The following is a 17,211-nucleotide window of genomic DNA, read 5'->3' on the forward strand; positions in this document are numbered from 1 at the left end:
ATTTCATCTTTATGATCTTCAAATTTCTGACTAACCTCTAATAATTCATAATCATCACCTTTGATAATAATATCAACAATACTAATCATACTTTCTCTCATATCAAAAAATTCAGTTGATGAAGCTAAATCTTTAGCTTTACCTATTATTCCTTGTGCAAAAGAAGTTATTAACTCAGAAGAGCCAGTGGAGAATCCAGAAGAGCCAGTGGAGAATCCAGAAGAACCAGCTGAAAACCCAGCAGACCCAGGAGAAAATCCAAGTGAGTCAAGGGATAAACTAGATGAATCAGAGGATTTAGATGAACTAGAAAGCGATAGCAGAGATATGGATATGATATCTGGTATAATGCTAAATGAAAATGAGTATATCATAAAATGGATAATAAAAAAATCTGCTGCATTAGCGGTTAATCAAGTAAATGGTGCTGATGTTAGGGTTGAAAAAGAACGAAAGTATAGATATAAATTAACAGCTACAGCTAGTGACGATAGTCATAGGATTGTAGGTTGGAAAATAACAGATACTAGTAATGGTTCGGAATCAATCTATAGTATAAATGATATACTTATTGGAAGAAGACCAACATTATTTAATACAGCTGTTGATTATACTGTTGAGAATAATATAAGATATGAAGCTACTCCAATAGTAGAAACCATATATGCGCTTAATCTAAATTATGATGATTCCCAAGGAGAAGTGTATATAGATGGTACAAAAGTAAATAATGGATATAGTGCAATATATGAACAAGGTACTTCGGTTAAATTAAAAGCTTACTCCTATAAAGGATATGAATCACAGCCTGAATTTAAAAATATGGATATTATTATCGACCAAAATGAGTTTATAAATGTAGTTTTCGATGATAAAGCACAGGTATATGATAAAGATTACTATCCAGCAGATGGAAGTTTTGCAGGAATAGCAGGTCATGGACATGATCCAAAGGATAATCCATTAGAAGCTGAATTGAATATATCTCCAGATAAGGGTGTGTATGAAGTTGGTGACAATGTTGACCTAGAATTTTCATACAATGTAATTAAAGGTGATAATGGCGGGAATAGTCTAAACGAAGTCAAGGTGTATAGCCATAATAATATCACTCCATTATTTGCTGAGAATAATTTTCCTAACACAGTACAAGATATAATAACTATACCAAGTACTAAAACTGAGTTAGATAATAATTATGTATTTGATAGTAGTAGTAGAACTTATTCAAAAGACTTTAAGTTTGATTTAGTAGATCAATATAATGATGATCCTCAAACAATATTAGATTCAGCTACACAAAATATCAAAGTAAGTGTTTCTAATGTATGGTTAGATGCTCCTGTACTTAATACAACAGATGTAACCATGAAGTCAGGAAAAGTATATTGGGAGAAATTAGCTAATGCAAATGATTATGATATAAAAGTATATGATGAGAATGGAGTTCTATTAAATCATAGTTTGGCTATTGAATTTGATGATGTAACTAATAGATATTATGTAATTGATAATAGTTTAATTCCAGGTACTAAATATATCTATAAAGTAACTGCAAGTAATTCATTTATGACTAGTGAAGAAGCTGAAACTGAATTAGTAACTAAAGCAGCTACTATAAAAGTATATCTTGATAATAACTTAGTAAATAGTACAGATGGAAATTATGATTTTGCTAAGATTATAACTTCAATAATAGATGATAGGTTTAATCTATCAGCTTACTCATATCGAGGATATGAATTTGATAGAATAGAAGGGACAGCAAAAAATCATTTTGGAACAGGAATAGCAGAGAATGTAACTATTGAAATATATTTTAATTCAAAAGATGATATTTATGGCTATAAATTCTATTCACTAGATGGTACTGCTTATGGTGAAGAAGGAGAATTAATGGATGATGTAAGAACTGGTACTATTGAACTTGATAATCCCAGTACAGATGAAGTTGATTACTCACATAGCCATACTATCACAGCAAGACCAGGTGAAAGTATTGATATTAATACTAGAATGACATGTATTGATGGAGATAATGAAGAAGCTAAATTATATGATTTATGGGTTTATGTTAATGGAGAAAAGTCAGATGATATAGGACATATTGATATACCTTCAGATCTAGGATTATCCGGCGTTCATACACTAACAATTCCTACATGGGATGAACTTACTGATCTAAATGATTTAAATTACAAATTTGACTTAATTGATATGCATAAATATACTTGGGCAGCAGGCTTAACAGATAGTTCAAGTCTAGAAGTAGAAATAGATATACCAGAATATCATAAGATTACTGTTGTTAAGAATAATGCTGTTGTTGGTATGGCTGGGCAGAAAAAAGTTCCACAGATTATAGAAGATAATTATGGTTCTGATTTATATCTAGCTGATAATGTACCAATCACATTTACTGCAAATCCAATTAGTAGTGATTATGATAATCTAGTATGGACAGTTAATGGATTAAATGAAGATAATTATAGTATTAATGGAAACGTATTAACGATTAATAACTTTAATGCTGATGTCACAGTATCAGCATCATATAGTTTGAAACAATTCACTACCACAGTTAATCACACAGAGGGTGGTAATGCAGGTGTTGTTTCAAATGATGACTTATTGGCTCAATTAACTAGTGATATTCATACTAATGTTACATTGAGAGCTGTACCAGAAAAAGATGGAACAGATGATATGTACTTAGTTAAGTGGTATAGAGTTGTTGGTGAAATTAAAGAATTTGTTTCAAGCAATAAAGAAATTAGAGTTTCAGTTACTAGCAATGAAACCTACCTAGCTGAATTTAATATCAAACAATTTAATATTGAACCTAATTCCAGTATCAACAATCTTTTAGGAGAGGTTCAAGTTGCGGTAATTCCACAAGAATTATTAACAGATGAGATTAATAGTACAGTATCTTTTATGAAAAAAAATAAGAATAATAAGATTACTGAGGAATTAGCCAATAAATGGCAGGAGTATGTTAATAACTTGGTAAGTAATTCACAAATTACTTTTGAAAAATGTTTAGCAGGAAACGATATCAAATATGATTATGGTACAGTAGTAGCAGTGAAAGGTGTACCTCATAATACACTTGATGAGTTTAAGAAATGGAATATATTAACTAATTATCCTAACCCTAGATTAGTTTGTATGAATCAAAATAGGAAACCTTTACCTTTATTTGAAGATATAGTATCTTATATGTTAACTGTAGATGTAGAAAATAATGGTCGCCTTAATGCATCAGAATTATCTAATGATTCATCAGTTAGTGGTAGATATAATGGTGAGTTTATAGAAGACTATGTTACAACATTTAAAATAGTTCCTAATAAAGGTTACTACCCTGTTGCTTATATAGTCAATGATGAAGAAGATTCTAAGATGGAGTATACTATTACTGTAGATAATGGAGAATATTTGGTTGAGATTAATATGAATAGTAATAAAAGGATTGTTATTGAATTCATAAGAAAAGAATATACTATAGAAGCTAAAGTGATGGCAGGTAAAGAGAATTCAGGGAGAATTCATCAAAATAGTGAGACGTTTAAATATTTATATGGGGATAGTGTTACAATAAGGGCTGAACGATTTGGTAATTATGTTTTTGATGGTTGGTATACATTCAGTGAAGCTACTGGTTATACAAAATTAAGCGGTGAATCTACAAATTCATATGACCTTGAATTTGCAGCTGAAGAGAACTTAAAATTATTTGCAAATTTCTATTTAGTTGTATATCCCGGACCAGAAGAGCCAGAAGAGCCTGATAATCCTGACCCAATTAAACCAGATCCAGTAAAACCACAACCTACAGATCCAGAAGAACCTACACTAGAACCACAACCTATAGATCCAGAAGAACCAGTTCCAACAGAAGAACCATTGATAGAAATACCAGAGGAACCCGTTCCAGAAGGTAATATAACAGGTACTGATACAGATAATGATACCGAAGAATTTGTTGATGGCGAAGAGATAATAGATATACTTGATGGAGAATTTCCTCTAGGAACAGCTGATAAACTTCCAAAAACAGGTGGAATACCAGCTCAACTATTCTATTTATTTGGTAGTGCATTTATAGGAGCAGGTATCAAGGTTAAGAAAAATAAAAATAATACTTAACATTAACAAAAGGACATTTCTCTTTAGGGAGATTTGTCCTTTTATATTACTTATTTTCAATTTAATTCTATTATAGTATAATTAGAAATTTCTTATATAGTAGCTTCTATTGTGAGTGCTATTATCTGTACTAACTATAGCAACATAATATAATCCGTTATTCATTGCATTATATTCAATAATATGTGATGATTGTCCATCACAACTTATATTACCTTGATATACATAATTTTTTCCAATAGCATCATATAAGAAGATAAAATAATTACCACTATTATAAGGATGGAATGCTAGCTTTGTATTACCGCTTTTGTTAGGTGTAAAACGGAAATAATCATGATCTTCTGAGTTAGTGAATTTACCCATAACTACTGCAGTTGGGTTATTAAGAATATTAGCGCATTCTAATTCACCATTAAATTCAACTTCTTGATCATTTATAAATACTGACTCTTTGATTCTATCTCCGTAGACTGCTAATTGATATGGTAAGTTACTTCCGCTGTTAGAGCTGACTTTCATAATATATTCATGATTATATTCAAATTTAAATTCTTTCTGGTAAACACCACTAGTATTAGCGCAATCCACTACCTTGTTATTATCTGATTTATCTATTATGTATAAATTATAAGTGGTGTTATTATTATCTATAAAGATATAAGTTATTTTTTTAGTCTCATCTGGAGTATAAGAAAAATAGTCAACATCACTGCTATTACTAACAGTACCTTCAATAGGAGTTCCTAAAGTAATTACATTAGCAGTATCCCAAGTATTGTTACTCTCCTTTTCTTCACCAGTGATTTGTTCTCCGGCAGCATATACATTAAAATTACAAGAAATAACTACTAATAGCATTGCTAAACACAAACTTATTTTATTTTTAAATTTTGTTTTAATCATTTGTTAAATTCTCTCCTTAAATTTTATTTGAAGTATTGTATAGAGTTATATTAAATAACCATATGTGAATATTAATTTTTATATTAAGCTGCAGCGTTAATAACAATTTAAAACAATATTATTCATTTTACAATTTATTATACACTTTAATACAAAAAAATCAATTATTTTTTGCTTTTTTTTATTTTTTATTTTATTTTGATATATTTGCTATTATATTTAAACAATTTATGATAAAATACTACAAATTAAACTAAATTTTGTAATATTACTATTTATATTCATTTTTATTAGTATAATCTATAGTGCAAAAATAACTTGCATTTTATATTTTAGTGCAACAAAAAAAGGGTATCCCACCCTAGATTTACATCTATTAGTGAGATAACCCTTTTAATTAATTTCGGTTACTTATTTAGCAACAAACTTAACTGTTTCAGAAGTATTTACATTTCCAACACCAGCTTCGTCGGTTATAGAACCAGCTGATACAGAAACTGTAATCATATGTCCAGTTTCAGTTTCTTCATGAGTTAAGATGAATGATTTACCATCTTCACCAACTTCAACGTTAGTTACTGCTACTTCAGTAAGACTAAATTCAAAAGGTCCGGTTAAAACAGTTACACCATCTACTATTTCACTAAATGTAACTTTTGTTTGAGTCTTAGAAAGTGCAACTGCACTAGCTAATTCGGGGTCTTTGTTTTCAGTAGTTACTGTAGCAAATTTAGCACTATTGTCTGATGAACTCATTACAGTACCATTTTTATTTACAATTTTGCTATCGTCTAATTCTATATCATATACTTTGCTACTATCAAATGGTGTACCTGAGAAGAATACACGTAATTTGTTTCCTTCGGTTCCTTCTTCTCTAACTCGAGCGTCAGTAGCAGATACTACTTCATTATTGTATTTAATGATTATATCATCTAAATTAGATGATGATAAAGTAGATTCTATAACTTGGTCAAAGATTATATCTATTGTATTTTCATCTACAGCAATTACACCAGAAATCTTAGGACTAGTTACATCACTATTGATTCCACCAAATACTGCTTCGTTTTTGTTATCAGTTGTATCTAGAGAATCAATACCGAGAGAATCTTTAATTTTATCAGATGCAACAGTTACAGTATATAATTTACCTGATTCAAAAGTATCACCAGTGTAGTATACTGTTACAGATTTCTTATCTGAGCTAACTACTACTTCGTTAACAGTACCAGTAAACTCTACATCACTATCTGATGGGGCAATACTAAAGTCATCATCATCAAGTTCGCCATTAATAGTAACAGCTTCACTGAAACCAATGTTTAATGTTTGGTTATTGAATAATACAGCAGATATTACTCTTGGAGCATCGTTATCTACAGTAGTACCAGCAAATAATGCTGAATCATTAGTACCAGTAATGATTGCATTACCAGTTGAATCATTAACATCAACAGCAGTTACTTTGTAGATAACACCCGCTGACATGGTAGCTGTAGCAAATTGAAGAGTTACAGTTTTGTTATCATCAGCTACAGATGCTTGTGTTGGGTGAGCTGCATCAGCTATCTTGTTATCTGAATCTTCAGTACCTGATTCTACAGTGAAAGTAAAGTCACCAGGTTGAACTGTATCTTCATCAATTTCTTCGTTGAATTTAACAACAACAGTATTGTTATTAGTTGCAACAGCAGAACTTAATTTTGGAGCAGTTCCGTCAGCAGAACCAATTCCTGCGAAATCAGCAGTATCATGGTCTTCGTCAACAACATTTCCACTAAGATCATTTACACCTGTTACATCAACAGTGTATATCTCTGAAGATTGAGCACCAGTTGTTAATACCCATACAGTACCATCAGTTACTACAGTATCTTTAACAACTTTTGTTGGGTAACCAAGTTCTGAACCAAAGTAGTAATTGTATGGTAATTTTGCAGTAATTTCATCCATTGGTTCGTTAAATGTTACTTTAACAGTTTTGTTATCTATTGATATAGCACCAGATACTCTAGGAGCAGTAGTATCTTTTTCTAAACCAACAAATAAGTATTCATCATGATCTGAATCAATTTCATTATCTGATAGGTCTGTTACGTTATTTACAAGAACTTTATAAAGAGTTCCATGATTATGCTCAGAAGTAGTAAGAACAACTTCATTCTCAGCAGTTTGTCTTTCAGCTTCTACTATTACTAAATCTTCAATCTCATAATTAGCAATATTTTCAGCAGTAACTTCATTAACATCTTCGTTGAAAGTTAATCTAACAGATGTATTAGTTAAACTTACAGCAGAAGTTAATCTTGGACTAGTTGTATCTGGTGCAAGACCAGCGAATAAGAATTCATCATTATCTGAGTTGATTACATTACCAGATACATCTTTTACTGAAGAAACAACAACTTTGTGGATAGTTCCAGAAGTTTGAGCTGTAGTTGTTAATATAACTTCGTTTTTAGCAGTTTGTCTTTCAGCTTTTAAGACATTGATTCCTTCTATTGTATAGTTAGCTATGTTTTCAACAGAAGCTTCTTCCATATCTTCGTTAAAAGTTACTTTAACACTTGTATTAGATAAAGCAACAGCTGATTGTAATTCTGGTTTTGTTTCGTCTTTAGCTAAACCACCAAATTGGAAACTGTCATTATCACTATTAATCATGTTTCCTGATAAATCTGTTACGTTAGAAACTTCAACTTTGTAGATAGTTCCTTGAGTTTGTGAAGATGTAGTTAAAATCACAACTGTTTTGATTGGATTTTCATCTGCATCAACATCGTAAGCAGCATTTAAAACATTTAAATCATTAATTTCATAATTAGATGTAATAAGAGCGTTAACATCTACTTCTTCGTTAAAGTTTAATTTAATAGTAGTGTTTGTTAAAGCAACAGCTGATTGTAATTCTGGTTTTTCAGTATCAGCAGCTTTCGCAACGAATTTGTAATTAACACCATTATAAGTAAGAGTGTAAAGAGTGTTTTCTTTTAATGGAGCAGTTGTAAGTCTTACAATTGTGTCGTTAGCTCTTAATGAAGTACTAGTAACTTCAAAAGATTTATTGTCTTCGTCAACTAATGTAAATACGCTAGTTGATGGAGCTATTGACATAGCTTTGTTAAGAGATATGTCTTGAGTTGTTGAATTTAATGATGATACTGAGTTAATATCTAATAAAGTAGTTACGATAGGGTAATCAAGTTTTTCACCTAATGTAATGTTGTCACCTTTAGATACTAGAGTTAATGAATCATAAGTAAGTGCTGCAAGGTTGAATACTACGAATTCATCAGTTAAGTTAATATCGCTTGCAGAGTCTACTAGACCAATTTCTTGAGCTTTTGCAGCTACTGTTTCCCAAGTATAATCATCAGGATCAACATAGCTTAATGCTTTTAATAAGATTTTTGCATATTCTTGAGAGTTAATTTCTCTGTATGGTCTGAAAGTTCCATCTGGATAACCAACAACACCTAATTCAGGGTTAGATTTTACATACGCCATTAATCTTTGTTGGTAACCATTTTGTCCTTCTGCATCAGCAAAAGTTTCTTGACCTTCGTAATCGAATGCTAACATTTCATCTTCAAGACCTAAAAGTCTAAGTAACATTACGATTGAACGATATCTAGTCATAGTTTTAGTACCGTCTATACCATGACCCTCACCTTTAATTACGTTTAGTTCTTCGAGTTTGTCCAGTTTAGCTTGATCAGATATTGATGTCGCAGCAAAACTAGGAACAGTTGAAAATAATACGAATGCAGCAAGTGCAAACGCCATGACTTTTCTCATTGCTTTTTTCATTACTTTTTTCCTCCTTATTAAATAGATTGAATTTTAGTTATTGAACTTATCTCTATAGTACCGATAGAGTAGTTCGGATTTTTTTATCTTTGGTTTTATAAGTTGCTAGAGCGTAAAAAATGACAGTGCCATGTCATTAAATATGTACCAACTTATATATGTGATTGCAAAAAAAATATACATGCAATCAAGGTTTGGTTATTATGTAGACTGATTATGTTAACCATTACAATAATCATTGTATAAGACAAAATTTAAAATATCAACTCGCAAAATCTTCCAAAAGATATAAGAGGTGGTTAATATGGTTAGAAATGAAATGTATTAAAACCATGTATTTATGGGAAAAATATAGGTTATGAGTGATAAAAAATGGAAAGGGTTTGGTGATAATATTACAAAAATGTAATATAAGTATTAATAATTAGAGCGATTTAGTTATACCAATATATGAGATATTTACCTAATTTTTATAAAAAGCTTTACATTTACCAATTTTTTTGGTAAAATTAAATTACAATTATTACAGAAGTATTACAGGATGATTTAAAAAGTATTACTCGGAGGAAGTATTTATGAATGGAGCGCCAAAATATAAAGAAAATATATTATTTAAATATAAAAAAGAAATAATATTGATATTTTGTTCCCTATTTATCTTTTTCACAATAGGAAACGTATTTATTTCTAGTAAAATCGAAACTAAAGCAACAGCAACAGCTAATTCTTATAATGTAGTTTATGATGGTGACAGTATGGGAATTGTAATTGACAAATCTGTTGCGGATAGAGTTTATTCTGTCGCTAAAGCTGAGATAAAAGATGAAAACGGCGAACATATGAAAGTTGATAAAGAACTTAAGTATTATCTTGAATATGCTGAGGATAATCAGATTACTGATGAAGATACATTACTTAATAATCTAAGAAGTGCTTTAGCGAATGATAAAGATTCATTTAGGATAAAAGGATATGTCCTTAAAATAGGTGATGATTTTGAAGTTGCATTAAAAGATGAAGATGATGTTAAAGAAGTATTGAAAAGAGCACAGAGCATGTATATCAGTGAATCAGAAAGCTACGATATTGATTTAGTACGTGTGCCTTATACATCATCAGTAAGAATGCCAGTAATAGTTAAGAACGAGAATTACAACGAAATCGGGACAGCTGATAGGGTATTCAAGACTACATCAAATGTAACTGATGAAAATGAATCTGATAATAAGGATGCAGAAATTCCAGTTGAGACAGTCGGTGTTTCTTTTGCAGAAAACGTTGAGATAATAAAAAGTTTTGTTGATAGAGATGATATAGCTAATGTTAATGATGCAACGGAACTTATTACAAAAGAAAACGAAGAAGAAAAAGTATATGCAGTGGCTAAAGGAGATACTTTATCAGAAATAGCCCAAAAGAATGATATGAAACTCTCTGCTTTGATGAAACTTAATCCAGGGTTAGAGAATCAAAAATATATTAGTATTGGTCAAGAAATTACAGTTACAGTTCCAGAGCCTGAACTATCAGTTGCTTGTGAAGAAAAAATAATTTATACAAAACCAATTCAATATACAGTCGAAAAGGTTGAGAATAAGAATAAATACAACGGCACTAATACAGTGATTGAGTATGGTGTTGAAGGACAAATGCAGGTAACAGCTGTAGTAACTAAGGTTAATGGCTATGAGCAGTCAAGAATTGTTGTTGATGAAACAGTTGTAAAAGAACCAAAAGCCAAAGTAATAGAAGTTGGTATTAAACCATTCCCATCAAAAGGTTCAACAGGTAATTTCATATATCCTGTTGTTGGAAGTATAGTTACATCACCATTTGGATATAGACGTGGAGGTTTCCACCATGGTCTTGACCTAGGAGGTTTACCAGTAGGAACATCTATTAGAGCATCTGATGGTGGAACTGTCATTTTTGCAGGATGGAAGAGTTCAACTTACGGTTATGCAGTTGATATTGACCATGGAAATGGTGTTTTGACAAGATATGCTCATTGTAGCAAAGTAGTTGTGAAAAAAGGTCAAAAAGTATCTCAATATCAAGAGATAGCGAAACTTGGAAGTACTGGTAATAGTACTGGACCTCATGTTCATTTTGAAATTAGATTCAATAATGTAGCAGCTAATCCTAAGAAATATCTTGATTAATAAAATAATTATAATAATAAAACTCACCTTAGTGGTGAGTTTTTTGATGTGAAAAAATATATGACATTAATTGGATAAAATTATTATAAATGGTTTAATAGGTTATATTTACATGAAGAGTTTTATTTGATAGAATAATATATATATATATTCAACTTATATAGATAATTAATATTGTAATTATGAAGGGAATATGTGAGAGGAGAGTTAACATGTCAAAAATACTTGTTGTAGATGACGAAAAAGCGATTGTTGATATTCTGAAATTTAATCTTCAAAGAGAGGGTTATAGTGTTATAACTGCATCTAATGGTGAAGAGGGATTACAGATATTTGAAAAAGAAAAACCAGACTTAGTGTTACTTGATATCATGATGCCGAAGGTGGATGGACTTCAAGTATGTAAGATGATAAGAAATAAATATGATACACCTATAATAATGTTGACAGCTAGAGCAGAAGAAGTAGACAAAGTTCTAGGGCTTGAACTTGGAGCGGATGATTTTGTTACTAAACCATTTAGCGTAAGAGAATTAATGGCTAGAGTAAAAGCCAATCTAAGAAGAACTGTATTAGATAGTAAAGAATCAAAAGATGTACATATTATGGCTTTTGATAACATGAGTATAAATACTGATCGTTATGAAGTTAAAATAGATGATGAAGCTATACCTTTAACAGTAAGAGAATATGAATTACTCAAATTTTTAGCGACTAGGAAAGATCAGATATTCACTAGAGAACAGCTCCTTGAAAAAGTATGGGGATATGAATATTATGGTGACGTTAGAACTGTTGATGTAACAATAAGAAGACTGAGAGAAAAGATAGAAGATGTACCTAGCAAACCAAAATTTATTTTAACAAAAAGAGGAATTGGTTACTACTTTAAAGGTTAATCTAGGGATTTGGGTGAGATGAGAATGAGAAGCTTAAAATGGAGAATGGTTACTATATATGTACTTTTGGTGCTTATTGTTATGATTGCTTGTGGAACTATGATTGTTACACGAATTAGTAGTAACGCATATAGAGAAATAGAGGGTAGCCTCGAGAAGTCTATTTCCACAAGTATGGAAGCTATAGGTAAAAGCAGTACCAAGCAGGAAGCCATCAGCAAGTGGGAAAATGCTATTAAAGAATATAGAGATAGTGAAAGAAAATTATATTTACTTGATACTAATGGAAAAGTAATATTTGCGGATAAAATAGTTGAAGAGACATATCTTACCCCAATGGTCATAGCAGCCATTAATGATAATACCATGAAAGAATTTGATAAAGTATATGAGAAGAATAAAGATGAAGAAAAAGAGTACGTAGGTTATGCAAGACCAATAAAGGTTGATGAACAAGTAGTTGCTGTTATCTATATGTTAGCACCATCAGGGCAGGTTAAAACAAATTTATACAGTACTATCAAAATAATTCTATTGGCCATTCTCTTTGCAATAATTCTCTCAATTGCATTCGGATTCATGTTTTCTAATTTTTTGACAAAACCCATTATCGCTTTATCTGATAAGGCTAGGGACATGTCAGAGGGGGATCTTGATAATCCCATTGAAGTTCTTTCTAATGATGAAATAGGAGAACTAACTAAGAATTTTAATATTATGGCAAAAGAGCTTAATCATAATATAACTGAAATATCAAGTGAAAAAAATAAATTAGAAACAGTTTTTGCTCATATGACTGATGGAATTTTAGTATTTGATACTAATGGTTTATTGATACACGGTAATCCTGCAACTAGAAATCTAATAGGACTAACTAACAAGAATACTTTCATTGATATATTTGGAGATTATCTAGATACTACTTATGATAGACTTTTGACGCGTATAAAGGGGGGAATAAGGCAGCATATCATACGAATAAAGGAAAAGTATGTCAACCTGTGTTTTGCGCCTTATTTGGACCAGAATGAGAATATTATGGGAAGTATATGTGTTATCCAAGATATAACAAAACATAAAAAGTTGGAAGAGATGCAAAAAGAATTCGTAGCTAATGTTTCTCACGAATTAAGAACTCCTCTTACAACTATTAAAAGCTATGCGGAAACATTGATTAATGGAGCAGTGGATGATAAAGAGATAACAGTAGAATTTCTTAATGTCATTAATCATGAAAGTGATAGAATGACGGCTTTAGTACAAGACTTGTTAGAACTTTCAAGACTAGATAATAAGCAGACAAAATTCAGGATGCAGTCTATTAACTTATCACATATAGTAGAAGGAAGTATCAATAAGTTCCAGATACATGCTAAGAAAAAACAACAAACAATGATCTATAATTCTAATCAATGTGATTATAAGATTACTGGTGATGCCAATAGAATTGAACAAGTTATTAAGAATATAATATCTAATGCAGTGAAATATAGTAATGAAGGAGATTCTATAACAATTAATGTATTTGAAGAAAGTGATTATATAGTTGCAATGATAGAAGATACAGGAATGGGTATCCCTAGTGAAGATTTAACGAGAATATTTGATAGGTTCTATCGTGTTGATAAAGCACGTTCAAGAGCTATGGGAGGAACTGGACTGGGACTAGCTATAGCAAAAGAAATCATGGATTATCATGGAGGACATATTAATGTTACTAGTGAAGTTGGAGTAGGAACTTGCTTTTATCTGTACTTTCCGTATGAGGGATAGAAGCCTTTTGGAATATTGTTATGTAATAGTTAACTCATTGTAATAAAATTGTAATATTTATCTAGTATAATTGTATTAGATAATATATAGAATATAGTTCGATGTTCTTGTTAGATTTATATTATCTAGTATTAATTAGTGAAATGACCAATTATCTTTAATAATATAGGTTGATTAGAGATATAATTAATATAAGAAGAAATATTTGATGAAAGAGGTAAGCATATGTGTAAAAAAACAATTAGAATAATCATAATAAGTGCATTTTTAATTTTATGTATGCCAATAATTGCATGTGCAGCCCCAGATTTTAATGGAGACATTAGTCAAGAAACCCCAAAATTAAGTTTCTTTGAAGAATTTCAATTAGATGAAGATGAATTTATTTATAATGATGGTGAAGCTAATACTCAAAGTCATCCTATGACTGATTTATATATAGACCTTAATAAAGATATCATGGATTCTAACAAAGAAGAATCAGATGCAGCTAAGAAAGAAATTAATTCCTTTTCATATCTCCAATTAAATAAAGGGTTTGATGTGAAGGATAGTGATGGAAGTTCTCTAAAATCAAGTAGTAATTTCATTAATGTTGCACCGACATTTTCTTCTACTAAGAAGATATCAGGAAATGGTGAAGAAGGTATAACTGTTGGTATCATGGTTTATGATAGTTGGACAGAAGATGGTGAACTTAATATCACATATCAATCCAAATACCAGACAATAGGTCTTTCTAAGATATTTGATGAAACAATTGAACTTAATACTATAGGAATCAATTACATCTGTATTGCAGTTATGAAAGATGATGATACAGAATATAGAGTTTATGTTCTTAATAGAAAAGAAGAAGAAACAAGAGAAAAACTTGAAAATATAGAAATTGAATTTAAGATTAATGATGATGAACAAGATTCTGATGAAAAAGTAGAAGAAGAATCTGTTGATGATGATTCATTTGATCTATTTAAGAATTTTAGTGATTTAACTAGTAATTAAAAGGATTAAGGATTATATAAAAAGTAATGGTGTGATTTCCATGAAAAATAATATGTTAAAAACAGTAATCTTAATGGCATTAATAGTGCTTAGTTTATATCAGACAACAAGGTTATGGTTTGATGATTTATCGGACCTTAACCTTTTTTATGATATAATGAATTATCATAATCCTACAGAAGAAAGTAAAAAAGACAATGGATATTATTTTATTAAGCCTGATATAATGGCTTTATACTCACCAGAAGAAGAATATTCCCTTATTAAAAAAACCAATAAAAAATTTCAGGATTTATTCAGTAATTCAGTAAACTTCTTGAAAGCAATAGTAGCTGACGGAGAAATGGTAGAGGAACAGATTCCTACAAATATTTTATGGGAAAAAAGCAATCTGCTGTTAAAATATCCATTTCTAATAGAGTCTGATCTGTTAGTAAAAGATCTTAATATTAGAAATCTGGATTTTGTAAGTAAGATTAATAATTTTAATGAGATTATTATTGTGCCAACAGATGAGATGAATGAATATGTGTTTGTATATTTTGTAAATGATAAATATTATAATGATATTAAGGCACTTAAGATAAAAAGAAAAGATATTCAAGTATTTAATGATACTCTTTTTGAATCAATGAGAGATATAGAGAATAATCAAGTGCTTCCAAGTTTTATGTCCACTAGAAATATGGGACTTGAGTTATTCACTAATAATGTGTTACTACCAGAGAAAGGTTCTCTATATACAGATGAGGTATATCTAAAAAAACCTTTCTATGTTGATGATAAGTTGGAGAGTGGTTTATTAGAAGATTATGTTAATGGTTTTTTTCAAAACAATATTAAATGGAAATTAGCTAATGATGAAGATGCAGAGAAATTTACATATACTGATGAGAGTGTTTTCGTGTATTATGATACTAAAGGTGTAGTTGAATACATTAATAATGATATTCAGAATAGAAAAGACCTGCATATAATTGATTCATATTACATAGCAGAAAAATTTATTAATAAGAAAGATAAGATTATTAATAAACAAGAATATTCATTAAGCAATTATATTGTTTCAGGTAATAAAAGTATATTTTATTTTTCTTATAAGTATAATGATATTAATGTTGATATTCCAAAAGATTATATGGAACATCTTAATATGGAATATCCCATGGAATTAACTGTGATGGATGGACAAGTTGTTAATTACAAGAGAATCATACTAGATCTAGACTTAGATGATTACATTAAACCACCTGAAAAATTTAGTGTAGATTATATTAGTGTTATTAATGGAATGTTAGAAAAGTATCCGCAAGAACAAGGAAAGAAAATAAATGACATGTTTCTTGGTTATAAAATCAATTATTTGAAAGAAAATATGAAATTAAATTGGACGGTAATTACAGATAATATAATTTTTAATAATGAGGCAAGAACTGTTAATCAAGAGTAGGTCATAAAAAGTATATTTTACTATTAGTAAGAAGTAGGTGTTAATATGAATTTTGGTAGGATACTTAATATTTTTATAATATTATTTCTAGTTATGAATGTTCTGCTCTATGGAATGTATGAATACAAGAGCAAGAAAGATTATACTTTAACTACGGAAAAAGAGGTACAGTTAAGAGAAGTATTAGGTAAAAATGATATGTATATATATTGTTTATTACCAGAATTTCGACCTAGAAAAAGGATAGAAGTAAAACTTAGGAATTTAGATGAAGACAAGGTCAGAAAACAATTGTTTGGAAATGTAGTTGTTACATATATAAATCTGGATCATCGATATAGTAAAGAAAATGAAAATCTTATTATATATCAAGGAACCAAGAAGGGTAGTATTTTCTACTCTAACAGTTTTGAAAACCAGATAGTTGAGAATTTTGATAAATCTACAATTGAAGATTATAGTGAAACTCTAATGAAAAAATTGACTACTGAAGGTAATATGATGTTAACCAGTAATGAACCTGATGACAATTATAATTATTATCAGGTTGAATATAACGATATATATAAAGGTGAAACAATCCTCAGTAATACTGCAGGCATTATTTTTTATGATAATGGTAAAGTAAAAGCACGAGTGAAGAATCGTTATGAACCAATTAGATTTGTTGGTGAAAGTAAAAAAATCTATCCTATAGATGAAGTTTTATATAAATTCATGCATAATATTAGACAAAAGGATAATAATGAACTTATAAAAATAAACGGAATAGATATTGGTTATTATGTTGAAGAAGAAGATATTACTGATACAAATACTATTCTGAAAGCAGAGCCTTGGTATAGAATAAGGCTTGGTAATAATGAAGTCCATTATATTAATGCGTATACGAATAAAGATACATTCTACACGAAAGGTATATTTGACCTAGAGGAAGATGAAAACTAGAGGTATCAAATTACTACTTTTACAAAATTAGTAAAGTATGCTATAATTTATTTTGGTCAAAAAAATACGCAGATTAGACTAGACAGAGAATGAAACGTCTGAA

At 29.9% G+C, this 17,211-nt stretch carries 9 protein-coding genes; 7 read left to right on the forward strand and 2 right to left on the reverse strand.

Translation table 11 applies throughout. The features are described 5' to 3' along the window. Positions 1 to 186 precede the first annotated feature (186 nt). Positions 187 to 4,152, forward strand: a complete 3,966-nt coding sequence (locus tag ACX6CF_RS01460) for a fibronectin type III domain-containing protein (RefSeq protein WP_458783516.1) — start codon at positions 187 to 189, stop codon at positions 4,150 to 4,152. Positions 4,153 to 4,233: 81 nt separating this feature from the next. On the opposite strand, the gene ACX6CF_RS01465 is transcribed toward ACX6CF_RS01460, so the two are convergent. Beyond that, positions 4,234 to 5,058: a hypothetical protein gene (locus ACX6CF_RS01465; protein ID WP_458783517.1), complete on the reverse strand. Its 825-nt coding sequence runs from the start codon at positions 5,056 to 5,058 to the stop codon at positions 4,234 to 4,236. A 411-nt stretch (positions 5,059 to 5,469) separates the two neighbouring features. Then, complete coding sequence (locus tag ACX6CF_RS01470; RefSeq protein WP_458783518.1) at positions 5,470 to 8,871, reverse strand: hypothetical protein; 3,402 nt, start codon at positions 8,869 to 8,871, stop codon at positions 5,470 to 5,472. A gap of 575 nt (positions 8,872 to 9,446) precedes the next feature. Between ACX6CF_RS01470 and ACX6CF_RS01475 the strand changes: the two genes are divergently transcribed. The 6 genes from ACX6CF_RS01475 to ACX6CF_RS01500 all read left to right on the forward strand — a co-directional run bounded on the left by ACX6CF_RS01475 (position 9,447) and on the right by ACX6CF_RS01500 (position 17,108). Beyond that, positions 9,447 to 11,033 (forward strand): peptidoglycan DD-metalloendopeptidase family protein, encoded by a 1,587-nt coding sequence (locus tag ACX6CF_RS01475; protein ID WP_458783519.1) that lies wholly within the window; start codon positions 9,447 to 9,449, stop codon positions 11,031 to 11,033. 212 nt (positions 11,034 to 11,245) lie between these two features. Then, positions 11,246 to 11,932 carry a response regulator gene (locus ACX6CF_RS01480; protein WP_458783520.1) on the forward strand — a complete coding sequence of 229 codons (687 nt, stop codon included), beginning with the start codon at positions 11,246 to 11,248 and terminating at the stop codon, positions 11,930 to 11,932. Positions 11,933 to 11,956: 24 nt separating this feature from the next. After that, the gene (locus ACX6CF_RS01485; RefSeq protein ID WP_458783521.1) at positions 11,957 to 13,705 is read left to right on the forward strand and encodes an ATP-binding protein; all 1,749 of its coding nucleotides are present in this window, start codon (positions 11,957 to 11,959) and stop codon (positions 13,703 to 13,705) included. Between the two features lie 225 nt (positions 13,706 to 13,930). Continuing rightward, the gene (locus ACX6CF_RS01490) at positions 13,931 to 14,710 is read left to right on the forward strand and encodes a hypothetical protein (protein WP_458783522.1); all 780 of its coding nucleotides are present in this window, start codon (positions 13,931 to 13,933) and stop codon (positions 14,708 to 14,710) included. A gap of 40 nt (positions 14,711 to 14,750) precedes the next feature. Further along, a complete protein-coding gene (locus ACX6CF_RS01495; protein ID WP_458783523.1) occupies positions 14,751 to 16,160 on the forward strand; it encodes a hypothetical protein in 1,410 nt (469 codons plus the stop codon). A gap of 45 nt (positions 16,161 to 16,205) precedes the next feature. Further along, positions 16,206 to 17,108 carry a two-component system regulatory protein YycI gene (locus ACX6CF_RS01500; RefSeq protein WP_458783524.1) on the forward strand — a complete coding sequence of 301 codons (903 nt, stop codon included), beginning with the start codon at positions 16,206 to 16,208 and terminating at the stop codon, positions 17,106 to 17,108. The last annotated feature ends 103 nt before the right edge of the window (positions 17,109 to 17,211 follow it).

Source organism: Vallitalea sediminicola, assembly GCF_054408565.1.